Consider the following 23175-nt stretch of genomic DNA (forward strand, 5'->3'; position numbering starts at 1 on the left):
TCCCTATAAGTAACTGATTATTCGCTACGCTGTGAGCACGTCGCGCCCCGAGCCGAGTCCGAACGTCGGAGAACTTCGCGCAGAAATCGAGAGCCGCCATGTCATCCACTCCCGAAACGATCTTCGTCATCGCCGCCGCGTTCGGCGCTGCCGCCCTGGTCACCCTGACCGCGCTGTCCCCCGCCCGCACCGACGCCGGGTATGGTCGGGCGTACCGGGCCGTGCCGAGTCCGGTGCGCGCGGGTCGCGACCCCTACCCCGGCGGGAGAACTTCGGGTGACTTCGAATGATCGCGGCCCGGTACGACGTCGCGCACTACTGCGCGGTGTCGGCACGCTGACCGTCGCAGCGGCGGTCACGCGCCCGGGTATCGCGGGCGCGGAGACCCCGGACTGGACCGATCTGCGAAAGCGGTTGCAGGGAAAGCTGTTACTGCCCACCGACGGCGAATACACCTCTGCCAAACAACTTTTCGACCCGCAGTTCGACGGCGACGCACCCGTCGCGGTGGTCGAGGCCGCGGCCGCGAGCGATCTGGTCGCCGCCGTCGCCTTCGCCCGCGACCACCGCCTGCCGCTGGCCACTCGCGCGGGCGGACACTCGTACGTCGGCGCGTCGGCGACCACGGGCGCACTGGTGCTGGATGTTCGCGGGCTGCACGACATCACCGTGACCGACGATCTGGTGACGGTCGGCGCGGGCGTACCGATCCGCGCGGTCCTGGCCGAGCTGGACAAGTCCGGCAGATCGCTGCCGGTCGGCTCCTGCCCGACCGTGGGACTGGCCGGCCTCACCCTCGGCGGCGGCCTCGGCGTCGATTCCCGACGTTACGGATTGACCTGCGACGCACTGGAATCCGCCGAGGTGGTGCTGCCCGGCGGCGGCACCGCGCACACCTCCGCGACGCGGTTGCCCGGACTCTTCTGGGCCCTGCGCGGCGGAGGCGGCAGCGCCGGAATCCTCACCTCACTCACCTTCCGCACCCATCCTGCGGTGAGCCGGGACATCGTGCGACTGAGCTTCCCCGCCGACGCGGCCGCCCGGGTCCTCACCGGCTGGGCCCGCTGGATGCCCACCGCCGACCGCGCGGTGTGGTCGAATGTCGAAATCGGCGCTGTCGCAGGCACTGTCGAATGTTCGGTGATGATCGTCACCCCGGCCGGACAAGGCACCGCCGCCACCGCGAACCTCACCGCCGCGGCCGCCGCCACCCCGATCTCCGTCACCCACCGCACCCTCGGCCACCTGGCCGTCGCCGACGACATCGCGGGCGGATCGACCACGCCGCGCTCGACCAAGGTCGCCGGATCCGATGTCGTCCGCGAACTGAACGCGGCGGTGGCGGGCGCCATCGTCGATATCGTCACGGCCCGATCCCGCAGCGGCGCACCGGGTTACGTCCTGCTCGACCCGCTCGACGGCGCGATCCGGGACACCCGGACCGACGCCACCGCATTCCCCTGGCGCGCGCACGCCGCCTCACTCCAGTGGATCGTGGACGCGCCCGACTCCCCCGCCGACGCGCGCGCCTGGATCACCGGCGCACACCGCGCACTGGGCGCGGCCTCGGTCGGCGCGTACGCCAACTACGTGGAACCCGGCGTCCCGGCGGACCGCTACTACGGCGGCAACATCGCCCGCCTGCGCGCCGCCGCCCGCAACCTCGACCCGAATCGCCTGCTGCGCACGGGAATCACCCTCTGAGACGAATCCCGCAGCGCCGCAACCGAACAAGCCACAACCGAATCACTCGCCGACCGGAGAGCACCCCGGCCCGAGGATCAGACCTTCTCGGCCGACCGGGTCCGCACCCGCAGCGCGATCGGCTTCTGGGTCTCGGCGAAGAAGTCGTTGCCCTTGTCGTCCACCACGATGAATGCCGGGAAGTCCTCCACCTCGATCTTCCAGACCGCCTCCATGCCGAGTTCCTGATACTCCAGCACCTCGACGGATTTGATGCAGTCCAGGGCCAGCCGCGCGGCCGGGCCACCGATCGAACCGAGGTAGAACCCGCCGTGCTCCTTGCACGCCTTGGTCACCTGCGCGGAACGATTTCCCTTGGCCAGCATGACGAACGAGCCACCCGCGGCCTGGAACTGGTCGACGTACGAGTCCATCCGGCCGGCCGTGGTCGGGCCGAACGAGCCCGAGGCGTACCCGTCGGGCGTCTTGGCCGGACCCGCGTAGTAGACGGCCATATCGCGCAGATACTGCGGCATCTCCTCGCCCGCGTCCAACCGCTCCTTGATCTTGGCGTGCGCGATGTCCCGCGCCACGACCAGCGGTCCGCTGAGCGAAAGCCGGGTCTTCACCGGGTATTTCGACAACTCCGCGCGAATCTCGGACATCGGCCGGTTCAGGTCCACCTGCACCACGTCACCGCCGAGGATGGCGTCGGTCTGCTCCGGAAGGTACTGCGCCGGTTCGGTTTCCAGCTGCTCAAGGAATACGCCCTCGGGGGTGATCTTGGCCAGCGCCTGCCGGTCCGCCGAACACGACACCGCGATCGCCACCGGGCAGCTCGCACCGTGCCGCGGCAACCGGACGACGCGCACGTCGTGGCAGAAGTACTTGCCGCCGAACTGCGCGCCGATGCCGAAGGACTGGGTGAGTTTGAACACTTCCTGCTCGAGCTCGAGGTCCCGGAAACCGTGCGCGGACAACGATCCCGAGGTCGGCAGCGCGTCGAGGTAGTGTGCCGACGCGTATTTCGCGGTCTTGAGCGCGAATTCCGCACTGGTGCCGCCGATCACGACCGCCAGGTGGTACGGCGGGCAGGCCGCGGTGCCCAGCGAGCGGATCTTCTCGTCCAGGAACTCCAGCATCCGGGTGGGGTTCAGGATGGCCTTGGTCTCCTGGAACAGGAACGACTTGTTCGCCGAACCGCCGCCCTTGGCCATGAACAGGAACTTGTACGCCGGATGCGCGGGATCGGCTGCGGTGGAATACAACTCGACCTGCGCGGGCAGGTTGGAGCCGGTGTTCTTCTCGTCCCACATGGTGATCGGGGCGAGCTGCGAGTACCGCAGGTTCAGCTTGGTATAGGCGTCGAACACGCCGCGCGAGATCCACTCCGCGTCGTCCGCACCGGTCAGCACGCCCTCGGACTTCTTGCCCATCACGATCGCGGTGCCGGTGTCCTGGCACATGGGCAGGATGCCGCCCGCGGAGATGTTCACGTTCTTGAGCAGGTCCAACGCGACGAACCGGTCGTTGCCCGAGGACTCGGGATCATCGATGATCCGGCGCAGCTGGGACAGGTGCGTGGGCCGCAGGTAGTGGCTGATGTCGTGCATCGCCTCGGCGGTCAGCATGCGTAGCACATCGGGCTCGACCTGCAGGAACGTCCGGCCACCCGCCTCGAACGTGCTGACTCCCTCGGTGGTCAGCAGCCGGTAGGGGGTCTCGTCGGCACCGGTGGGCAACAGATCCGAGTAAAGGAAGTCAGGCGTGGTCACGAATCGCACTCCTTGTGGCTGGAATCGAGCACTTGGCACTGTATCGACCGGCCGAGGGCCCACCCGATGTCAGGCAAGCCTAATCTTGCCCGGCGCGGTACACAGGTTGCACCTTCAACAGGCGCGGTGTACCTCTCATTGACATGGGGACAACCGAGGTGGAAGGCAGCGCATGACAAGTCCAGGCTTGACCCGTTACGGACGCGGCACGAGATCGTGACCGAAATCCGTTGGCTCGACGAGCTCGAGTCCCGGGCCTGGCTCGGCTTCGTATTCACCCGCGACCTCATCGCAGCGGCCGTCGGCCGCGATTCGCTGCGGGCCTCGAACCTGACGTACGTGGAGTACACCGTGCTGGCCAGACTGGCCGACGCCCCCGACCACCGGCGCAGTTTCGCCGAGCTCGCCGCGGTCCTGGAATGGTCGCAGAGTCGGCTGTCCCACCAGATCACCCGGATGGAGAAGCGCGGACTCGTTGCGCGCGAATCGATTCCGGACGACGCGCGCCGCACCGCCGCGGTCCTGACCGGTAAGGGCTCGGAGGTGCTGACCACCGCCGAACCCGCCTACATCGACAGCGTCCGCCGCCACATGATCGATGTACTGGACCGTGATCAACTAAACGCGCTCGCCGATATCTACGACACATTGCTCACCCACCACCGCCGCCCGGCGCAAGCCCGGATCGCCCTCGATACCCCGCCGGACCAGCTGTCCGGCCGCCTCGCCGAACCGAATTCGCACGAACGCGACGGCCACGCGGGCTGATCCCCGCAGGCGGGGTGATGTTTGTTTTGGCATTCAACGGGTATCGGGTAAGACTAGGCTCGACAGGGCATGCGATGAGCAGCCGTGTGCGAGCGAGCCCGACGAAGCAACCGACCTACCCTTAATGAAAGGGGCAGGAGTATTCATGTCCGACGTGTCCATCGACCTGTCGCCGGATTCGCCGCCAACTGGTCCGGCCGACGATCTGCTCCCCCAGTTGGTCGCGCATCTCCGGCAGAACCGCACCGAGCTGCGTGAGGAATGGGCCCGTCGCATCGGCGTCGCCGCACTGCTCACGGCGATGACGCCGGAGGAAGTCTTCTCCGAGGCCACCTCGATCTACGACAACTACGTCGAGGCGCTGCAGACCGGTAGCGTCGAGGCCCTGCAGGCGTACGCCCGGGACCTGTCCGAACGCATCATCCCCAGAGGAGTCGAGACCGAAGAGGTCATCGGCATCGTGCTGCTGCTGCGAGATGTGCTCGCGCGCAGCCTCTTCGAGAAGTACCAATCGGACTTCGATCTGCTCAAGCGGGTGCTGGACGCCTACGAGCCGGCCGCCAACCGCATCGCCAACACCGTGGCCATCTCCTTCGTGCAGGAGCGCGAGCGCGTCATCCGCCAGCAGCAGGAGGCCATCCGCGAGCTGTCCACGCCGGTCCTGCAGGTCCGCGAGCAGCTGCTGATTCTGCCGATCATCGGCGTGCTGGACAGCCAGCGCGCCCGCCAGCTCACCGAGCAGCTGCTGCGCGCGATCCGCGCCAACCGCGCCAAGGTGGTCGTCATCGACATCACCGGTGTGCCGATGATCGACTCCACGGTCGCCAACCACCTGGTGCAGACGGTCGACGCCTCGGGGCTGATGGGCGCGAGCGTCATCCTCACCGGTCTGTCCTCGGAGATCGCCCTGGCCCTGGTCACCATCGGCCTGGACCTGACCAAGATGAACGCGGTCGGCGATCTGCAGGGTGGGATCGAGACGGCGGAGCGGCTGCTCGGCTACGAGATCTCCCGCCTGACCGATCGCGACGGAAGGTAACCCGGGGCGGGGATATGCCGGTACCCATACTGAAACAGGGCACCTACCTGATCGCGTCGGTGCAGTCGGCCCTCACGGACGCCGACACCGAGCGCCTGCAGGACGACCTGATGACGTACGTCAGCAGATATCGCGCCCAGGGCATCATCGTCGACGTCACCGCGATCGACGTGATGGATTCCTTCGCGGCGCGCTCACTGCGTACCATCGCCCATATGACCAAGCTGCGGGGTGCGGAGACGGTCATCGTCGGATTGCAGCCCGAAGTCGCGTTCGCGATGGTCCAGCTCGGCCTCACCTTCGAGGACATGCACACCGCCCTCGACCTGGAAGAGGGGCTGTCCTGGCTGAACGCCAAGCTGCATCCCCGCAACCAACGAGATGGTCGTGACCGTGGTCGGTGACAGTGTGGTGATCGCGGTCAAGATGTCCAGCGACATCGTCACCGCACGTCAGGCCGGGCGGGAACTGGCAGCGCAGCTGGGCTTCTCCCTGACCGACATCACCATGATCTCCACGGCAATCTCGGAGATCGCACGCAATATCACCAGCTACGCCGGCACCGGTGAGGTCCGCGTGGCTGTGGAGGACCGGGACGGGCGGCGGGCTCTCGTGGTCCAGGCGCAGGATCAGGGGCCGGGCATCCTGGACATCCCGCGTGCGCTGGAGGACGGCTATTCGACCGGACGTGGTCTGGGACTCGGGCTTCCGGGTGCGCGCAGGCTGATGGACCAACTCATCATCGACTCCGGCCCCGGGCAGGGCACGCTGGTGGAGATGTGGAAGTGGGTACCTCCGCGTGCATGAGGACGGACTGATCGGCACCGTCGAATGGGCCGCGGCCGGACGTGCACTGCCCGGTCAACGCGTGTCCGGGGACCGGGTCGTGGTCCTGGACGCGGGCGGTGACTCGGTGCTGTTCGCGGTGGTCGACGGGCTCGGGCACGGTCCCGCGGCCGCCGAAGCCGCCGATCGCGCCGCCCAGGTGCTCTCGGACAACCGGGCCGAACCCCTCGACGTGCTGGCGCTGCTGTGTCATCGCGCGCTGGCCGAAACCCGTGGCGCGGCACTGACTCTCGCGTTGTTCGACTCCGGCGACCGGGTGCACTGGCTGGGCGTGGGCAATGTCGAATCGCGGATCGTCGCGGCGGCCCCGGGTAAACCGGCGGTGCGCGCGGCGGCGCTGCTCACCGCGGGCATCGTCGGCTATCGGCTGCCGCAGAACCTCCAGACCCAGACGGTGCCGGTGCGGGTCGGAGATCTGCTGCTGATGGCGACCGACGGGATCGTCGCCGATTTCGCGGACACCATCGATCTGGCCCGGCCGACCTCCGAGATCACCGCGGACATCCTCGCGGACCATTCCAAGAACACCGACGACGCACTCGTGCTGGCCGCGCGTCATCGCGGACCCACGACATGACCACCGTACTGGCGGCGTTCCGCGAGGCGTACACGAATGCGCTACGCCTGCACCTGGATTCGCCGACCCAGTACACCCTGGCCGAGGGATACGAACTCGGCCGCCGCGCGCTCGTCGAGGGCGTGAGCATCCTGGATCTCACCGAGCACCACTTCCGGCTGCTGGGCCGCTGGAACCTGCTGGCCCCACCGCCCGCGGCCGCGGCGCCGCAGGACGACGAACATCCCGGCGGCCCCGACGCCGGGGACACCGCGCTGGAATTCCTGCTGCAAACCCTCGCCGCACTCGATGTGGCCACCCGCGGCTTCCTGGACAGCACCCGGTCCTACGAATTGCAGCGCTTGCGCGCCGAGGACCTCGAGGGCCGCGACACCTTCCGCACCGCGCTGGTGGAATCGTTGCAGGACGGCTTCTTCGTCGCCGATTCGCACGGCACCCTCACCGAGGTCAACTCCGCGTTCGGGGCGTTGACCGGGTACGGACCCGAGACCGTGCCCTATCCGCTGCCGCATCCGTGGGCGATCGCCGAGGAGACGCGCTATCCCGATCTGGGCACCGAGGCCGCGCGGTTCGTGATGCCGGTTCGTCATCGGGACGGGCGGCGGCTGTGGCTGGCGGTCAGCACCTCCTCGCTGATCCGGCCCGAGGACGATGAGCGGATCTTCGTCGGAACCATTCGCGACGTCACCGCCGAACATGACGCCCAGGCTCGTGACCAGGCGGTTTCCCGGTTGGCGACCGCCGTCGCGGCGTGCACCAGCGTGGTGGAGGTACTGACCGTCGGGCTCGACGAGCTGCGCCTGGCGGTCGGCGCGGAGACCGCGGTGGTCTCGATGTGGCCGAACCGCCAGACCGGGCCGGAGATGTACGTCTCGGGTGAGGACGCGGTGCAGTCGCGTCAGGTGCTCGACGCGCGCGCCCGCGCGCTGCTGGACCGCGCCTGGCTGCGCCCCGGCCGCACGATGTTCGCCATCCCCGAGGGCGCGGCCAGTTCCGAGGGCATCGTCGCGCCGCTGGGCGAGACCGGCGATGCCGCGCTGTGGCTGCGTTTCGCCGCGCCCCGCGCGATCAGTCCGGGCGACTGGGCGCTGTTCTCGCTACTGGTCGGTCAGCTCAGCCTGGCCGTCCAACGCGCGCGCAACTTCGACGCCGCCCGTTCCACCTCGCTGACGTTGCAGCGCGCGATGCTCGGCCCGATCGAGTTGCCGCCGCGCTTCTCGGTGCACTACGAACCCGCGCTGCCCCCGCTCGAGATCGGCGGCGACTGGTACGACGTGGTACAACTCGCCGACGGCACGATCGGGCTGGTGGTCGGCGACTGCGTCGGCCGTGGTCTGTCCGCGGCCGTGGTGATGGGCCAATTGCGTACCGCCGCAAGGGCTCTGCTGCTGCGCGGGGCCGGTCCGGCACAGCTGCTCGCCGAGTTGGACACCGTCGCCGCACGGATCCCGGGCGCGATGTGCACGACCGTGTGCGCAGCCATCCTGGATCCCGAACGCGGCACCTTCCGATACTCCAACGCCGGGCACATGCCCCCGGTGCTGGCCGCGCCCGCGACCAAGGGCCGCCTGCTCGAGGGCGGGCGCGCGGTACCGCTGGCCACCTTCGACACCCCGCAGCGTCCCGAAGCGACCACCACCCTGGAACCGGGTTCTACCCTGGTGCTGTTCACCGACGGCCTGGTCGAGCAGCGCGGCATCGATATCGATATCCGATTCGACGAACTCGCCGACGAGCTGTCCGGCGTGGCCGATATGGCCCCGCGCGTCGTCGCCGACGCGGTGCTGTCCCGGCTGCGCCCCGCGGGCGGCTACGACGACGACGTCGCCATGGTCGTCTACCGCCAGCCGCCCCGCGCCCTGCACCTGGACGAACCCGCCGAGGCGAACCGCCTGTCGGGTATGCGCCGCCGCCTCACCGCCTGGCTCAGCGCCACGGCCGTGCCCGCCGGCCTGGCCACCGATCTGGTCGCCGCCGCCAACGAGGCGTGCAGCAACTGCATCGAGCACGCGTATCTCGGCGGCTCCCCCGGCCGGGTGGTGCTGACCGCGGACTGCACGCTGGACCGCGTCACCATCGAGGTCTCCGACGACGGCAGCTGGCGACCGCTGCCGGAGGATCCCGGATATCGCGGGCGCGGCATCGCCATGATGCACGCGCTCACCGATGAGCTGACGATCGATCACGTCGGCGTGGGCACCCATGTGCGGATGATCGCCAAACTTCCGGCGGTGTCGTTCTCGGCGGCCAGCCGGATCTGACCGGCCGCACATCCGGACCTGCTGAGCACATTCGGCGGCAGATGTGCCGAAAAATTCGTAATATCCGGCGTACCTGGGCTTTTCGCGTCCGAAAGTACTACGAAACACCGACAATTCACCGGACGATGCGGCATCCGGCGCGGGTTCGTGGCAGATTGTCTAGGTGACCAACACTTCCGGAGACGCGCATCCCCTCGCCGACGCGATGACCACATCGGTCTCGGTGCACGACGAAGCGACCGTGCTCACGGTGGCGGGTGAGGTCGATCTGGCGACCGCCCCCGCGCTGGAGAATGCGATCGAGGCGACCCTGGGTAGCAAACCCCCGGTCGTCATCATCGACCTGACCCAGGTGAGCTTCCTGGCCTCGGCCGGTATGGCGGCCCTCGTCGGCGCGCACAAGCGAGCCGGGGAGACCACCCGCATCATGGTCGTCGCGGACGGCCCCGCCACCGGCCGCCAGCTCAAGGTGACCGGCCTGGACAAGGTCTTCGCGATGCACACGACGCTGGACGGCGCGCTCACCGCGCTGCACCAGAACTAGCACGGGTTCACCGCAACGCCGCCCGTCGTCCCGGCAGTCGAGCCGAGACGGCGGGTTTCGGCCGTCTCAGACCAGATCGCGCAGCTGCTCGATGAGCTTGACCCGATCCGCCGCGGTCTCGGCGATCGGCACGACGTTCAGCACCGTCACCCCGGCCTCGGCGAAGGCGGCCACCCGCTCCTCGACGAACCCGGCCGAACCGATCAGCGAGACGTCGCGGACCAGTTCGTCGGGCACGATCTTGGCTGCGGCCTCCTTCTCACCGGCCAGGTACAGCTCCTGGATGCGATCCGCGGCCTCGCCGTAGCCGTATTTGGTGGCCAGCGTGTGGTAGAAGTTCTTGCCCTTGGCGCCCATGCCACCGATGTACAGCGCCAGATGCGGCTTGATGAATTCGCGCAGCCCCTCGACGTTGTCGCCGATGGCCAGCGCGGGCCCGGCGAACACCTCGAGCTCACCCAGGGCCGGATCGCGCTTCGCCTTACCGGCGGCCAGGCTCTCACCCCAGACGTCGTTCGCCTTCTCGGGCAGGAAGAAGATCGGCTGCCAGCCCTCGGCGATCTCCGCGGCCAGCTGCACGTTCTTGGGCCCCAGCGCGGCCAGCAGCACCGGAATGCGTTCGCGCACCGGATGATTGATCAGCTTGAGGGATTTGCCGAGGCCGGTCCCCCGCTCGGCGGGCAGCGGGATCGTGTAGTGCTTGCCCTCGAAGGACAGGCGTTCGCGCCGCCACACGCTGCGGCAGATCTCCACCACCTCGCGGGTGCGGCCGATCGGGGCGTCGTAGGGCACGCCGTGGAAACCCTCGATCACCTGCGGACCCGACGCGCCCAGCCCGAGGATGTAGCGGCCGTCCGAGACGTAGTCCAGCCCGGCCGCGGTCATCGCGGTCAGGGTGGGTGTGCGGGTGTACAGCTGGAGAATTCCCGAGGCCAGCTGCACGCGCTCGGTCTTGGCGGCCAGATAGCCCAGTGCGCTCACCGCGTCGAAGGAGTACGCCTCCGGTACGAACACGATGTCCAGGCCCGCACGCTCGAGGTCCGCGACCTCGGCCGCGACCTCCTTGAATCCGCCCGCATAGTTGATGCCCAATCCGATACGCATGCGCTCAACCTACTGCGCACCAGCTAACGCACCGCGTGACCCCCCACACTCGAACATCGCCCCCGGCGGCCGGGTCCAGGGACCGATCCACGGCCGCCACGGGTGACCCGGTACCGTGAACGGCATCCCTCGGCCGATCGGTCCCGGCCGGTCAGTCGAACAGTCGCGCATCGAAACGGGAGGCCCCGCAACATGTCTCAGGACACCGCATCGTCCACCGACACCACCACCTTCGGTGCCTCGGCCATCGGGCGGTACCTGGACGATCTGGCCGCCAAGATCCCCGCGCCCGGTGGCGGCGCGGTCGCCGCGCTGCACGCCGCCCAGGCCGCGGCGCTGGTGGCGATGGTGGCCCGCTACACCACCCGCGCCAAGGACGCCGACAACCGTCCGGCAATCGATCGGATCATCGCGGCCGCCGACGCCGCGCGCGCGCGTTCGCTGGCCCTGGCCGACGCCGACGCCGCGGCCTTCACCGCCGTCGGGGCGGCCTACAAACTGCCCAAGGACACCGACGCCGAGCGTGACGCGCGCGGCGCGGCGATCACCGCGGCGTTGCTCGAGGCCGCCCGGGTGCCCGCCGCCGTGGTCGCCGAGGCCGACGAAATCCTTTCCCTCGCAGCCGATCTGCTGCCCATCGGGAATCCGAATGTGGTCACCGATATCGGTGCCGCCGCCGACGCCGCGCGCGCCGCGGCCACCAGTTCGCGGTTGAACATCGCGATCAACGTGACCTCGCTCGGCGAGGGTGAAGGCGTGGAGTTCGCACCGGTTCTCACCCGGATCGACGAGCTCACCGCGCGGGCCGACGCGGTCTACACCGATGTGATGGCCGTCGTCCTGCGCTGAGCAGCATACGTTCAGCAATCAACGTTGTAGCGACATGCGACAATTTGGTCACGAAGCGTGCGCTTTCGGCGGGGCCGCATGATCATGAAGTTCTAGAATGAACCTCTCATAACCACACCAGCGAAGGGGTGGGGTCATGCGGAACATGATTCGTCATTTGTTCTTCGGGATCGTCATCGCAGCCCTTGCGGCGATTACCTCCGGCACCGCTGCCGCGGCATTCGTCACACCACAGCAGCTTCTCGCCGTAACGTCCATTTCACCCGCCAACGGAGCGCTGGTGGGTATCGCACATCCGGTCACGGTCGAATTCGCGCAACCGGTCGCGAATCACGCACTGGCCGAACGATCCGTCACGGTCACCGCCGGTCAGGCGCTGGCAGGTGCGTTCTCCTGGAACGGGGATCGGGAACTGGTCTGGACCCCGAACCAATTCCTGCCGGTCAATGCCCGATTCACGGTTCAAGCGGGGAATGCGCGCACGCAATTCGCCAGTAACGGCGGTACGCGTGCGGATGCCAACATGTCCGCGCACACCTTCACGGTGTACGTCCCGGGACAGGCGCCGCGGGTGATGCCCGCGTCGATGGGTAAACCGTCCCGGCCGACACCGGTCGGTACTTTTCCCGTGATGGAGAAGGACCGCACCATAATCTTCGATTCGCGCACCATCGGCATTCCGCTGAGTTCACCCGAGGGCTACTACCTGCACGGTGAATATGCCGAACGGCTCACCTCGGGCGGAGTATTCGTGCATTCCGCGCCGTGGTCGGTCAATCAGCAGGGTAATTCGAACGTCAGTCACGGATGTATCAATCTCGCGCCCGCGGACGCCCAGTGGTATTACAACCAGGTCAGCGTCGGCGATCCGGTGACAACGCACTGGTGAGCGGTGGCGAATCGGTGGCGAGCCGCGTGTTTCGGGCGCGACTCGCCACCGCATCACCGCACCGCTAGGCCCGGCTCGCCTCGGCCGCGCGCACCACGTGCCGCATCAGCAGGGCCGTGGTGACCGGGCCGACTCCGCCCGGAACCGGGCTCAGCGCACCGGCTTTCCCCTGTACGGACGCCGCGTCCACATCGCCGACGATCTTGCCGTCCGGCCCCTCGTTGGTGCCGACGTCGATGACGATCGCACCCTCGCGCACATGGTCGCCGGTGATCAGACCCGCGCGGCCCGCCGCGGCGACCACGATATCCGCGGCGGCGGTGACCGCGGGCAGATCGGTGGTGCGGGAGTGGCAGACCGTCACGGTCGCGTTCTCGGCGAGCAGTAGTTGCGCGAGCGGCTTACCGACCACGTTCGAGCGGCCCACGACCGCGACATGCCTTCCGGCCAGCGGAATGTCGTGATGTTTGGCCAGTTCCACGACGGCCTCGGAGGTGGCGGGCGGGAAGCCCGGCAGACCGGTGGCCAGCAGACCCAGCGAATGCGGGCTGACGCCGTCGACGTCCTTGGCCGCGACGATGGCGGAACTCACGTCGGGTAGCGCCACCCGCTCCGGCAGCGGCGTCTGCAACATGACCGCGTCGACCGCGATGTCGGCGCACAGGCCGCGCAGCTCCGAGCGAATCGCGTCTGCCGTCGCAGTGGCTCCCAGATCGACCGTGTCGCAATCGATTCCGAGTTTTCCGGCGGCGCGCTGCAACGACTTCACGTACCAGCCACTGGCCGGATCGTCGTTGGCCACCACCAGCACCAGCCGCGGCGCGGCGCCACGCTCGGCGAGTGCGGCGGCGCGCTCGGCAGTTTCGGAATTGAGGGTTGCGGCGAGTTCCTTGCCGGTCAGCGAAATGGTGTCCACGCCACCACCTTAATCGGCCCGCCACCGGCTCCGACGCGCGGCGCGCATTACCGGCTATCGATCCGCTACCGGGCAATACTGGGGAATTCACAATGACCAAATCATCGATGACGCGTCCCCCGGACCGTATCGTGGTGGCGACTGTCCGAAGAGCCAATTGCCAGCAACTCAACATCATCCGTTCGCTCGGAAAGGTGTCGACAGCAGTGAAGATCGTCCGACGTGTCACCTACCTCCTCGCGGCCAGCACGGCCTTCCTCCTCACGGCCGGATCCAGCTCCGGAATCGCGGCCGCCGACAACACTCCCGCATCCCTGTACGGCTCCGCGCAGGCCCAGTTCGTCAGCGGTCACGACGCGGCCGGGCTGCGCGACCTCGGGCGGATGGTCGCCGCCGCCCCGGCCGACCCGCAGGCCCTCGCGCTACAGGCCATCTGGGCCGATTACGCGGGTGATCTGATCACCCGGGAAACGGCCTTCAACCGGCTCGGATCGGTCGATCCCGGGATGGCCGCCGGTGCCCGCGGGGTCCTCGGCGCGATCGGCGCGGGCGTGGGCACCCTGCCCAATCCGCTGCCCGCGCTGATCGGCCCGCAGACCGCGCTGGTGGTACTCGGGTACGGCCTGCTGCCCAACGGCGCGCTGCGACCGGAACTCGTGAACCGCCTGCAAGCGGCCTGGTTGCAGGCGATCGCCGCGCCGAACTCACCGATCGTGGTGACCGGCGGCGCGCCGCAGAACGGAGTGCCCGAGGCGGCCGCGATGGCGGGCTGGCTGATCGGGCACGGCATTCCGGCCTCCCGCATCCTGGTCGAGGACCGCTCCGGTTCCACGGTGCAGAACGCGCTGTTCAGCACCCGGATCATGCGGTCGCGCGGCATCGACAGCGCGGTGGTGATCACCTCGCCGAACCACATCCGCCGCGCGGTCACCGATTTCATCGTCGCCGGCACCCGGGTGGTGGGCGCGATGACCTCGCCGAACGAGATCATCTCCCAACTGGTGCCCCCGTCCAAGGCCGCGCAGCGGGGCATCTACCTGGACGCCACCCGCACCTTCCTGCCGAATTCGGGTTAATCCGCAGCTCTGCACCACAATGAACCGATGATCGTGCCCGATATCGGTTCGCTGGTCACCACGCTGCGTGCGGCGGGGTGCGTGTTCGCCGAGGAGGAGGCCGCGCTGCTGGGTGCAGCGGCGGCCTCCACTTCGGATCTGGAAGAACTTGTCGCACAGCGGGTTTCCGGTGTCCCGCTGGAACATCTGCTGGGCTGGACGGAGTTTCGCGGATTGCGCGTCGCGGTCGCACCCGGGGTGTTCGTTCCGCGCCAGCGCACCGGATTCCTGGTGGAACTGGCCGTCGCCGATCCGCGCGATCCGTGCGTGGTTCTGGACATGTGCTGCGGTTGTGGCGCGCTCGGTCTCGCGGTGGCGACCGAGTTGTCCGCCAGCGGAATCCGCGTCGAGCTCACCGCGAGCGATCTGGAACCCGCCGCGGTGGCGTGTGCCCGGCGCAATCTCGCGGCATTCGACGCAGCGGTGTATCAGGGGGATCTGTTCGCTCCGCTGCCCTCGGAGCTGGCCGGGCGGGTGGATCTGCTGCTGGCCAATACTCCGTATGTTCCGACCGAGGCCATCGCCGATATGCCGCCGGAGGCGCGTGATCACGAACCGCGCACCGCGCTCGACGGTGGGGCCGATGGACTCGGCGTCTTCCGTCGTGTCGCGGCTGCGGCACCGCACTGGCTCGCGCCCGGTGGTCGGCTGCTGGTCGAAACCAGTCGTGAGCAATCCGAGCTTGCCACGAAAATCCTTGCGCAACATGGACTTACGCCGATGGTTGCAGAGTCGGAGGAGCTTTACGCCACCGTTGTGATCGGCACTCGCCCCGCGACCGGGGAGGTCACCGATGGACCGCAGTCATCGCGTGAGGGATGACCGCGGGCGGTTCAGGGCTGTCGGCGGATGATCGTGGGATCCGAGGCTCCGGTGCCCGTATCGGGCGGGGTCGTTCCGCCCGGCTGTGCAGGTTGCGGTTGGACGCCGCCCTGCGCGGGTGGGTATCCGCCCGGCTGCGCGTGATTCGGCTGCGCTTGCGGATATTCACTGCCGGACTGGGCCGGATAGCCGCCCGACTCCGGGGTATTCGGCTGAGCCTGCGCGTATCCGCCGCCGGTCTGGGGCGGATATCCACCTGATTGCGCGACGTTCGGCTGGGCTTGCGGGTAGCCGCCGGTCTGAGGAGGGTGCTGGCCGCTGAGGGGCGTCGCGCCGGGTTGCTGCTGAGGCACCGGCGCAGGTGCCTGCATGCCGAACTGCCCCGGGTAGATGCCTGAGGCCGACAGCCCGGGACCCAGCGCGCCCAGATTCTGCGTGATCGCGTCGATACTGGTCTGCACGCCTTGCAGACCGGCTTCGAAGGCCACCGGATCGGGTTTGGTCGTGGCCGAGACATATTGGGCCACACCGGCTTCCACGGCCTCCACCGCCGCGGTCGCGTCCGGCAGCGCCTGATCGCGATGGGGCCGCGGCAGTGTCGCGACGGCGATCAGATGGTTGTCGATCGCCATCGCCGACTGTTCCAGTCCCGCACGCAGATTCACGCTCGAGGCCGTGTCGTAGGCATTCACACCGTGCAGGGCACGGATGGCGTCCCGCAGCCGACGGTGCAGGCGGGCCTCCGGATCGTGCGAACCCGCCCACGACGCCGGAGCGTTCGAGGGCATCCCCGGCACGATCTGGTTGTCGAACGCGATCGACTGCTTCTGATGACGGCCGATCACCAGCACGATCGCGGCAACCCCGCCGACCAGCACCAGCAGCGCCAACAGGATCAGCAGCAGTACCACGCTCACCTCCGATGGGTCGAATGATGATGCACGGTGGTGGTACTGCCGTGCCCAGTCGAATGATGCCCGAACTTCATGTACAGCACGATGATCGCCACTACCACGAGTATCGCCAGCGTGACGGCGATCGCGATCTTGATCTTGCTCCACGGCCGCTCGCCGGACACCTCGCCGGTGAGTCCGTTGATGTACACGTTGAACGGTCGATCCATGTAGATCACCGTCAGCAGCCAGATCGGCAGCAGCACATGCTTGTACGCCAGCGAATTCCAGGTCGAATTCAGCGAGTGGATGCGCTGCTGGTCGCCGCCGATATCGCGGCGGACCGTCCGCTCGATCTCGCCTTCCATCTCCGACCGCGCCTCGGGCAGGGATTCCTCGGCATCGCGGTCGTAGGTGCGGGCGAGGTGACCGGCGACGTACTCGGGTGAGTAGGTCGTCGCGTCCTCGACCGGCCACGGCTCGAGGGTCTTGATCCGCTCGCGGTCGGTGTGTTCGTTGGCCAGCACCGGCACGTCCACGAACTGGTTCGCGACCTCGCCCTGCACCGGATACCAGCGGACCCGGGTGACGGTCTGTTCGTCACCGTCGCTGTCGCGGTAGGTCTCGGTGTACTCGATACCCTGTTCGCCCTGGTAATAGGTGTGGGTGTCGGCGTTGTAGGTGAAGTACGCGTGGTAGACGCTCGCGAAGGAGCCCATGCGCTTGTACTTCTTGAACTCACTCGGCGCGAACCATCGCCCGGAGACCCACTTCTCGACCAGGGACCGCGCGTTCTTCTCGTCGATGCGGAAGGGCACCACACCGTCGACCGGCAGCCGTGCGGGCGCATTGTGCACATCGTCGCGCTGGATCGGCGTGGCGCAGTACGGACATCTGGTCGCGGTCAGGCTGCCGACGAACGACGTTGTGCCACCGCAACTCTGACACTTGATCTCGTGATTCCCGGTGACCTCGGGCCCCGAGGTGGTGGACTGCAACGCGCGCAGCTCCCCCATCGCCTCGCGCAGGTCACGTGCCATGACCGGGGTGCGCGGAGCCTCGATCTCGGAGTAGTTGCCACAGTTCGGGCAGCGCAACTTCTGACTGGCGATATCGAACTGCAGCTGACCACCACAGGCCGAACACGGATAGGTCCGGGTCTGCTCGGTGCGATGCAACATCGCCCGATCCGGCGGCAGCGGAGGCTGTTTCACCGGAACATCCGGCTGCCGCGTATCGGCGGCCCCACCCCCCGACGGCACGAAATTCACCGCAACGGCCCCGGCAACCGGCGGCTGCCCCACCGGCCGCTGCGGCGGCAACTGCGCCCCACCCATCGGCGGCGGCCCACCATAACCGCCCCCGGGCTGCTGCCCGCTGTACGGTTGCGGCCCACCATAATTCGGCCCACCCGGCAACGGCGGCGGCCCAGCAGGCGAACCACCGGACTGCGGAGGCCGACCGCTCGGCGGTTGCGGCACACCAGGATTCGCGCCACCGGGCAACGGCGGCGGACCGGCGGACGAACCACTTTGGTTAGGCCCACCGGCTTGCGATGGCCGACCACTGGGCGGTTGCGGGGCTGCGGGATTCGGACCAGCAGGCTGCGGAGGCCGACCGCTAGATGGTTGTGGCACACCGGAATTCGGACCACCAGGCAACGATGGCGGGCCACTGGGCGACTGCGGCCCACCTTGGCTCGCGCCACCGGGTTGCGAGGGCCGACCACTGAGTGGTTGCGACACACCGGAATTCGAGCCACCAGGTAGCGGCGGCGGGCCAGCGGGCGCACCACCTTGGCTCGGACCAGCGGGTTGGGAGGGCCGACCACTAGGCGGTTGTGGCGCACCAGGATTCGGGCCACCGGGTAGCGGCGGCGGGCCAGCGGGCGACTGCGGACCGCCTTGGTTCGAGACACCCGGCTGCGGGGGGCGGCCGCTGGGCGGTTGTGGCACACCGGGATTCGCGCCGCTGGGGGGCGTGCCGGGTGATGGGTTCGTGCCCGATACTGAGAAGTTCGCCGGAGGTTGGGAGCCCCAGGGGAGTGAGCCGCCGCTGTTGGGTTGTGGCGCAGGGGGATTCGGCCATCCGGGTGGTGGTACGGCACTGCCTTGGCCGGGTGGGAGTGGTGGTTGCAGTCCCGGGGGTTGCGGTGTGGCAGATGGGGGGTAGCCGGGCGGGGCGGGTGGGTTCCCCCCGGGGCGAACCGGTTGTCCGCCACCGTAATGGCGTGTCGACGCGGCCGCCGGGTAGGTTCCGCCGGGGGTTCCCGGTGGACCTTGCCACGGTGCGCCCCCGCCGCCCGATGGCGGCGGGGTATGCGGTGTGTGATCTGGCTGCTGTGGGTTGTTCATGGCTCCCCCGGGACCCTGCTGACAGGCAACGACCGATCCGGTTACTGCGCGGGCGGCGGTGGCGGCGGGGTGCCCGGCAGCGGCGGTGGGCGGTTGAACAGCCCCTGCAACGCGGGCACCGTCTCGGCGGCGGCCCAGCTCGCCATGCCGTTGGACCAGACGTTCGTCTTCGGCGTGAGCTGACCGCTGGCGACGAACTGACGCAGCTGCTCGGCCGGGTAGGGACCCGCGGCCTGGCCGTTCAGATCGATGTGGAACTGCTGCTGCGAGGGCAGCGGCGGAGGCGGCGGCGTGGGCTGCCCGCCGGGCTGCGGCGGGTACCCGGGCTGCTGCGGATAACCCTGGGGCGGATAGCCACCCTGCTGCTGCGGGTAGCCCTGCTGCTGGTAACCGCCCTGATTACCGGCGATCTGACCACCGAGCGCGACACCGAATCCGGCCTGGATCGCCGCCCCCATCGGACCGCCGCCCTCGTTCTGCGCCGCGGCGAGCATCGCATCGGCCGCCTGCGCCTGCTGGTAGCGGTTCAGATCGCCGACGTTGCTGAGGAATCCACCGGCCTCCACACCACGCGCGACACCGCGCGTCATGGCCTGCTGGATCTCCTCCGGCAGCGAGATCGTCATGGTGACCTGATCCACACCCAGGCCGAAGGACTGCACCCGCTGGGCGACGAATTCGCGCAGCTTGTCGGACAATTCGACCTGACGGCCCTGCAGATCGATGGCGCCCAGGCCGCTGGCCATCACCATGTCCGAGAACGCCAGCGTGATGTTGCGCCGGATCAGCTCGGTGATCTGTTCCATGTCCACGACACTCTCGGTGCCGATCACCTGACGCAGGAACGCCGCCGGGTCGGTCACCCGGACGATGGTGGTGCCGTTCGCCCGGACCTGCACCATCTTGAAGTCCGGATCGCGCACGGTCACCGGTTGCGGTGTGCCCCAACGCAGATCAGTCACCGGCCGGGTGTTGATGTAGTACACCTCGGAGCGGAACGGGCTGTTGAACCCGTACTTCCAGCCCTGCAGCGTGGACATGATCGGCATGTTCTCGCTGGTCAGCTGGTAGTGACCGGGCTGGTACTGATCGGCGAGCTGGCCGCGGTACACGAACAGCGCGTGCTGCCCCTCGCGCACGATCAGTTGCGCGCCGTTCTTGATCTCGTTGTCGTAGCGCGGAAAACGCCATGCCAACGTCGTATTCGTCTCATCGAGCCATTCGATGATGTCGATGAACTCGTTGCGAATCTTGTCCATCAGGCCCATGCGTCGCCTCCGTCCTCCCTCGGGCAGCTCAGCACCCGTCCGGCCCGAGTATGTCACAGGTGGGACGGTGCGAGCCTCCCCATATCCCGTGGGCGAACAGACGCACCCGAACTCGTCAGCCCTTGCGACCGGTGAACTCCTCCATCGAGTGGTAGACGCCGACGAAGTCCAGGTAGAGGTCGCGCACCCGCAACGGCAGCAGCCCGGAGATCGCGCGGTTGAAGCGCGAGGTCCACGGCATGACGACCAGCGCGGAGCCCTTCTTCATATGCGTCCACGCGGTCTGTACCGCCTCGTCCTGTTCGATGATCGGGGTGAACATGAACCCCTTCGCGCCGTCGAACATGCCGGTGTTGATGTAGGTCGGACAGAAGGTAGTCACCTTGACATGGTCGTTCCCGGACTGCTCCAGCTCGAGCCGCACCGAATCCGACCAGCCCAGCGCCGCCCACTTCGACCCGGCGTACACACTCATCCGGGGGTTGGCGACCAGCGCCGCCGAGGACGCGATGTTCAGCACCCGCGCCGGGGTGCGCCGCGCCACCATGGCGGGCAGGAATTCCAGCGTGATGTACATGGGCGCAAGGGAATTGATCGCGACGGTCTGCGCGATGTCGGCGCGGTTCGAGGTCTCCCAGAAGTATCCGTTGCCGCGCACGATGCCCGCGTTGTTGATCAGCACGTCGATATCGCCGATCTCGGCGCGCACGGCCGCGCCCGCCGCGGCGATGGCCTCGCGGTCGGAGACGTCGACGACGCGGTGGTGCACGGTGCCGGGGCCGAGCGTGGCCAGTTCACCGGCCGTCTCCCGCAACGCGGTCTCGTTGACGTCCCAGAGCACCACGTCCGCGGCCTTCTCCCGCATCGCCTGTGCGGCAAAGGATTTGCCCAGACCCATGGCCGCGCCGGTGATCAGGACCCTCTTGCCCGCTACCGAATCCATATCCACCCTCGATCCACTCCTGTCGTTCGTACCCGTGCGAGGCGAATGCGAGATCACTGCTGACGCAGGGCCTTCATGACGCCGAAGTACAACGTCATGGTCTTGGCCCACATCGCCTCGGACATGCCCGGCAACGGTGCGATCGGCAGCGCGCGCTGCACCGCGATGGTCTGGGTGTCGATGTATTTGCGCAGGCCCTCGGGCCCGTGCCGACGCCCGCCACCGGAGATGCCCAGCCCGCCCGAGGGCGCGGCCACACTCCCCCACGCGGCGATGAATCCCTCGTTGACGTTGACCGATCCGGCCTCCACCCGCGCCGCGATCTCGCGCGCCCGGGTCGTATTCCGGCTCCACACACTGGCATTGAGGCCGTAGGCCGAGTCGTTGGCCTGCTCGACGGCCTCGTCGTCGCTGCCGACGCGGTATACCGAGACCACCGGGCCGAAGGTCTCCTCGCGGTAGGCGGTCATCCCCTCGCGCACATCGGCCAGGATGGTCGGCTCGTAGAAGTAGGGGCCCAGGTCCGGGCGTGCGCGACCGCCCGCGAGCACCGTCGCGCCCTTGGCCACGGCATCCTCGACATGCGCTGTGACGGTGTCGATCTGGCGTTGGAAGGTGAGCGAGCCGATCTCGTAGGAGTAGTCCCGAGCCGAGCCGAGCGCGAGTTCGCGGGTGTGCGCGGCGAATTCGGTGACGAAGCGGTCGTACACGTTGTCGTGCACGTAGATTCGCTCGATCGATTCGCACAGCTGCCCGGCCGAGGCGAAGCAGGCGCGCACGGCGATCTTCGCCGCCGCGGAGACGTCGGCGTCGGCCAGCACGAGCATCGGATTCTTACCGCCGAGTTCGAGCGAGCAGCCGATCAACCGCTCCCCCGCCTGCCGCGCGATGGTGCGGCCGGTATTGCTCGAACCGGTGTAGTCGACGTAATCGGCGCGGTCGATGATCTCGCCGCCGATCACCGAACCGCGACCGAGCACTGCCTGCCACAGCCCCTTGGGCAGGCCCGCACGCTCGGCGACCTCGATCGCCCACAGCGCGGTCAGGGCGGTCTGATTGTCCGGACGGGCGACCACCGCGTTGCCCGCCGCCAGCGCGGGCAGCGCATCGGAAACCGCAAGGGCCAGTGGGTAATTCCACGGGGAGATGACCGCGACCACGCCCTTGGGCCGGTGCCGCACCTCGACCCGGGTCAGCACCGGCAGCACACCGCGCGCGTTGCGCGGGGCCAGCAGCCGCTCCGCCTGCGCCGCGTAGTAGCGGGCATTGACCGCCACATCGCCCACCTCGTCGAACGCGTGCACCCGCGATTTCCCGGTCTCGGTCTGCACGATGTCGAGGATGACGTCCTGTTCGGCGAGCACCAGATCGTGGAACCGCCGCAGCACCGCGACCCGCTCCCGCACCGGCACGCTCGCCCATGCGCGCTGCGCCTTCCGGGCGGTGACGAAGGCGTGCTCGATATCGGCGGTATCGGACTGCGGCAGATCGGCGATCTTGGCGCCGGTCGCGGGCGCGAACACCTCGACCGAGGGGGCCGAACCGGCAGTCGCCAGCGGCAGCAGGCGCTGGACCAGCTCGGATGGGAGTGCATCCGCGGGCGCGGTCTGCGGGGCGGTCGTCATCGTCGGCCCTCTCGGTCGGTGGTTCGAGCTATTTATTGAACACCAATGTTACATGAACAGTGGTGTTAGATTAATGAGTAGCAGCCGTATGCTGTCAAGCGGCCGCGCGCGATCGAGGAGGTTTCACCAGATGTCCGGCGATGTGGTGGTCCCCGCTCACAACGGCGTCCGGCGCGGGCGGCCGCCGCAGACTCCCGAGCAGGCCGACGAGGTGCGGGCGCGGATCGAACTGGCCACCGCGGCGGTGTTCACCGAGCACGGTTCGCGCGGGTTGAGTGTCGCGCGCATCATCGAGCGGGCGGGGATCTCGCGGCCGACGTTCTACCGTTACTTCGGCAATGCCGAACAGCCGCTGCATTCGCTGCTGACGCTGTCCAACGAGGGGCTGGTGGGCGGAATCCGGGACGCGCTGGCCCGGTCGTTCGAGCCGGTGCAGCTGGGGATCGCGATCATCGACGCCTATCTGGAATGGGCGCGCGGGCACGGTCCGATGCTGCGGCCGGTCTTCGCCGAGTTGCACGATCCGGCCTCGCCGGTCTCGGGCTATCGCGAGGAGGCGTTCGACGATATCCGCGCGCTGGTCCGCGCCAAATTCACCGAACTCGGCCGCCCGCTGCCCAGCCCGTTGGACCTCGATACCGCCCTGCAAACCTGCGAATACGTGGTCTACCGGGTGTCCGCGGCCGCGCACCCGGGCAGCGAACCCGATCCCGCCGACGTCACCGAGGCCCGGCTGACCATGATCCGCAGCGTGCTGGTCACCCTCGGCAATCGCGCGGATGTCGAACGCGCGCTGACGGTTCCGGGGATCTTCGACGAACGTGTCTGAGTCTCACAGGTCCGGCACGAGCATCGTCCGGCTTTCGTCCCACTGCCGCAACGGTTTTGCCCGCCACGGCACAAT

At 68.3% G+C, this 23175-nt stretch carries 22 protein-coding genes; 14 read left to right on the top strand and 8 right to left on the bottom strand.

The window, feature by feature from the left end; all coding sequences use genetic code 11:
* The first annotated feature begins 98 nt into the window (after positions 1 to 98).
* The gene (locus NRB20_RS01785; RefSeq protein ID WP_153407388.1) at positions 99 to 290 is read left to right on the top strand and encodes a hypothetical protein; all 192 of its coding nucleotides are present in this window, start codon (positions 99 to 101) and stop codon (positions 288 to 290) included.
* A complete protein-coding gene (locus NRB20_RS01790; protein WP_194289682.1) occupies positions 277 to 1704 on the top strand; it encodes an FAD-binding oxidoreductase in 1428 nt (475 codons plus the stop codon). The genes NRB20_RS01785 and NRB20_RS01790 overlap by 14 nt, the downstream gene beginning before the upstream one ends.
* 77 nt (positions 1705 to 1781) lie before the next feature.
* Here NRB20_RS01790 and NRB20_RS01795 read toward each other — a convergent pair whose 3' ends face one another.
* Positions 1782 to 3458 (bottom strand): fumarate hydratase, encoded by a 1677-nt coding sequence (locus tag NRB20_RS01795; protein WP_319944329.1) that lies wholly within the window; start codon positions 3456 to 3458, stop codon positions 1782 to 1784.
* Between the two features lie 216 nt (positions 3459 to 3674).
* On the opposite strand from NRB20_RS01795, the gene NRB20_RS01800 reads away from it, so the two are divergent.
* From NRB20_RS01800 to NRB20_RS01830, 7 genes are all read left to right on the top strand, one after another.
* Positions 3675 to 4226: a MarR family winged helix-turn-helix transcriptional regulator gene (locus NRB20_RS01800; RefSeq protein WP_319944330.1), complete on the top strand. Its 552-nt coding sequence runs from the start codon at positions 3675 to 3677 to the stop codon at positions 4224 to 4226.
* Positions 4227 to 4371: 145 nt separating this feature from the next.
* Positions 4372 to 5265 (top strand): STAS domain-containing protein, encoded by an 894-nt coding sequence (locus NRB20_RS01805; protein ID WP_153407391.1) that lies wholly within the window; start codon positions 4372 to 4374, stop codon positions 5263 to 5265.
* Between the two features lie 14 nt (positions 5266 to 5279).
* On the top strand, positions 5280 to 5669 hold the full coding sequence (locus NRB20_RS01810) for an STAS domain-containing protein (protein WP_153407392.1): 390 nt from the start codon (positions 5280 to 5282) through the stop codon (positions 5667 to 5669).
* Positions 5647 to 6072, top strand: coding sequence for an anti-sigma regulatory factor (locus NRB20_RS01815; RefSeq protein WP_153407393.1), 426 nt, complete (start codon positions 5647 to 5649; stop codon positions 6070 to 6072). The genes NRB20_RS01810 and NRB20_RS01815 overlap by 23 nt, the downstream gene beginning before the upstream one ends.
* Positions 6065 to 6688, top strand: coding sequence for a SpoIIE family protein phosphatase (locus NRB20_RS01820; protein WP_319944331.1), 624 nt, complete (start codon positions 6065 to 6067; stop codon positions 6686 to 6688). Before NRB20_RS01815 ends, NRB20_RS01820 begins: the two co-directional genes overlap by 8 nt.
* On the top strand, positions 6685 to 8949 hold the full coding sequence (locus NRB20_RS01825) for a SpoIIE family protein phosphatase (RefSeq protein WP_153407394.1): 2265 nt from the start codon (positions 6685 to 6687) through the stop codon (positions 8947 to 8949). Before NRB20_RS01820 ends, NRB20_RS01825 begins: the two co-directional genes overlap by 4 nt.
* 163 nt (positions 8950 to 9112) lie before the next feature.
* Entirely contained in the window at positions 9113 to 9493 is a 381-nt protein-coding gene (locus NRB20_RS01830; RefSeq protein WP_319944332.1) for an STAS domain-containing protein, read from the top strand.
* A gap of 66 nt (positions 9494 to 9559) precedes the next feature.
* Here NRB20_RS01830 and NRB20_RS01835 read toward each other — a convergent pair whose 3' ends face one another.
* Positions 9560 to 10597, bottom strand: coding sequence for an LLM class F420-dependent oxidoreductase (locus NRB20_RS01835; protein ID WP_153407395.1), 1038 nt, complete (start codon positions 10595 to 10597; stop codon positions 9560 to 9562).
* A 192-nt stretch (positions 10598 to 10789) separates the two neighbouring features.
* On the opposite strand from NRB20_RS01835, the gene NRB20_RS01840 reads away from it, so the two are divergent.
* Both NRB20_RS01840 and NRB20_RS01845 read left to right on the top strand, forming a co-directional pair.
* The gene (locus NRB20_RS01840) at positions 10790 to 11446 is read left to right on the top strand and encodes a cyclodeaminase/cyclohydrolase family protein (RefSeq protein ID WP_153407396.1); all 657 of its coding nucleotides are present in this window, start codon (positions 10790 to 10792) and stop codon (positions 11444 to 11446) included.
* 136 nt (positions 11447 to 11582) lie between these two features.
* Positions 11583 to 12335 (top strand): L,D-transpeptidase, encoded by a 753-nt coding sequence (locus NRB20_RS01845; RefSeq protein WP_153407397.1) that lies wholly within the window; start codon positions 11583 to 11585, stop codon positions 12333 to 12335.
* Positions 12336 to 12399: 64 nt separating this feature from the next.
* On the opposite strand, the gene NRB20_RS01850 is transcribed toward NRB20_RS01845, so the two are convergent.
* Positions 12400 to 13251 (bottom strand): bifunctional 5,10-methylenetetrahydrofolate dehydrogenase/5,10-methenyltetrahydrofolate cyclohydrolase, encoded by an 852-nt coding sequence (locus tag NRB20_RS01850; RefSeq protein ID WP_319944333.1) that lies wholly within the window; start codon positions 13249 to 13251, stop codon positions 12400 to 12402.
* 206 nt (positions 13252 to 13457) lie between these two features.
* Here NRB20_RS01850 and NRB20_RS01855 point away from each other — a divergent pair, with 206 nt between their 5' ends.
* Positions 13458 to 14327: an ElyC/SanA/YdcF family protein gene (locus NRB20_RS01855; protein ID WP_319944334.1), complete on the top strand. Its 870-nt coding sequence runs from the start codon at positions 13458 to 13460 to the stop codon at positions 14325 to 14327.
* Positions 14328 to 14354: 27 nt separating this feature from the next.
* Positions 14355 to 15188: a putative protein N(5)-glutamine methyltransferase gene (locus NRB20_RS01860; RefSeq protein WP_153407398.1), complete on the top strand. Its 834-nt coding sequence runs from the start codon at positions 14355 to 14357 to the stop codon at positions 15186 to 15188.
* 11 nt (positions 15189 to 15199) lie between these two features.
* On the opposite strand, the gene NRB20_RS01865 is transcribed toward NRB20_RS01860, so the two are convergent.
* The 5 genes from NRB20_RS01865 to NRB20_RS01885 all read right to left on the bottom strand — a co-directional run bounded on the left by NRB20_RS01865 (position 15200) and on the right by NRB20_RS01885 (position 22271).
* Complete coding sequence (locus tag NRB20_RS01865; RefSeq protein ID WP_153407399.1) at positions 15200 to 16105, bottom strand: hypothetical protein; 906 nt, start codon at positions 16103 to 16105, stop codon at positions 15200 to 15202.
* Positions 16102 to 17418 (bottom strand): hypothetical protein, encoded by a 1317-nt coding sequence (locus NRB20_RS01870; RefSeq protein ID WP_194289683.1) that lies wholly within the window; start codon positions 17416 to 17418, stop codon positions 16102 to 16104. Before NRB20_RS01870 ends, NRB20_RS01865 begins: the two co-directional genes overlap by 4 nt.
* Before the next feature lie 1058 nt (positions 17419 to 18476).
* Positions 18477 to 19703 carry an SPFH domain-containing protein gene (locus NRB20_RS01875; protein WP_153407400.1) on the bottom strand — a complete coding sequence of 409 codons (1227 nt, stop codon included), beginning with the start codon at positions 19701 to 19703 and terminating at the stop codon, positions 18477 to 18479.
* Positions 19704 to 19818: 115 nt separating this feature from the next.
* The gene (locus tag NRB20_RS01880; protein WP_153407401.1) at positions 19819 to 20646 is read right to left on the bottom strand and encodes an SDR family NAD(P)-dependent oxidoreductase; all 828 of its coding nucleotides are present in this window, start codon (positions 20644 to 20646) and stop codon (positions 19819 to 19821) included.
* A 53-nt stretch (positions 20647 to 20699) separates the two neighbouring features.
* A complete protein-coding gene (locus NRB20_RS01885) occupies positions 20700 to 22271 on the bottom strand; it encodes a succinic semialdehyde dehydrogenase (RefSeq protein WP_153407402.1) in 1572 nt (523 codons plus the stop codon).
* Positions 22272 to 22401: 130 nt separating this feature from the next.
* On the opposite strand from NRB20_RS01885, the gene NRB20_RS01890 reads away from it, so the two are divergent.
* On the top strand, positions 22402 to 23100 hold the full coding sequence (locus tag NRB20_RS01890) for a TetR/AcrR family transcriptional regulator (RefSeq protein WP_153407403.1): 699 nt from the start codon (positions 22402 to 22404) through the stop codon (positions 23098 to 23100).
* The last annotated feature ends 75 nt before the right edge of the window (positions 23101 to 23175 follow it).

Origin of the sequence: Nocardia macrotermitis, from assembly GCF_009604405.1 — a bacterium.
Taxonomy (GTDB): Bacteria; Actinomycetota; Actinomycetes; order Mycobacteriales; family Mycobacteriaceae; genus Nocardia; species Nocardia macrotermitis.

Excerpts from the sequence above, each read along its gene's own strand:
- NRB20_RS01840 (WP_153407396.1), top strand. The coding sequence starts at position 10,790 with ATGTCTCAGGACACCGCATCGTCCACCGACACCACCACCTTCGGTGCC.
- NRB20_RS01890 (WP_153407403.1), top strand. The coding sequence starts at position 22,402 with ATGTCCGGCGATGTGGTGGTCCCCGCTCACAACGGCGTCCGGCGCGGG.
- NRB20_RS01815 (WP_153407393.1), top strand. The coding sequence starts at position 5,647 with ATGGTCGTGACCGTGGTCGGTGACAGTGTGGTGATCGCGGTCAAGATG.
- NRB20_RS01825 (WP_153407394.1), top strand. The coding sequence starts at position 6,685 with ATGACCACCGTACTGGCGGCGTTCCGCGAGGCGTACACGAATGCGCTA.
- NRB20_RS01805 (WP_153407391.1), top strand. The coding sequence starts at position 4,372 with ATGTCCGACGTGTCCATCGACCTGTCGCCGGATTCGCCGCCAACTGGT.
- NRB20_RS01860 (WP_153407398.1), top strand. The coding sequence starts at position 14,355 with ATGATCGTGCCCGATATCGGTTCGCTGGTCACCACGCTGCGTGCGGCG.
- NRB20_RS01875 (WP_153407400.1), bottom strand. The coding sequence starts at position 19,703 with ATGGGCCTGATGGACAAGATTCGCAACGAGTTCATCGACATCATCGAA.
- NRB20_RS01810 (WP_153407392.1), top strand. The coding sequence starts at position 5,280 with ATGCCGGTACCCATACTGAAACAGGGCACCTACCTGATCGCGTCGGTG.
- NRB20_RS01785 (WP_153407388.1), top strand. The coding sequence starts at position 99 with ATGTCATCCACTCCCGAAACGATCTTCGTCATCGCCGCCGCGTTCGGC.
- NRB20_RS01885 (WP_153407402.1), bottom strand. The coding sequence starts at position 22,271 with ATGACGACCGCCCCGCAGACCGCGCCCGCGGATGCACTCCCATCCGAG.
- NRB20_RS01835 (WP_153407395.1), bottom strand. The coding sequence starts at position 10,597 with ATGCGTATCGGATTGGGCATCAACTATGCGGGCGGATTCAAGGAGGTC.
- NRB20_RS01880 (WP_153407401.1), bottom strand. The coding sequence starts at position 20,646 with ATGGATTCGGTAGCGGGCAAGAGGGTCCTGATCACCGGCGCGGCCATG.
- NRB20_RS01845 (WP_153407397.1), top strand. The coding sequence starts at position 11,583 with ATGCGGAACATGATTCGTCATTTGTTCTTCGGGATCGTCATCGCAGCC.
- NRB20_RS01870 (WP_194289683.1), bottom strand. The coding sequence starts at position 17,418 with ATGGGTGGGGCGCAGTTGCCGCCGCAGCGGCCGGTGGGGCAGCCGCCG.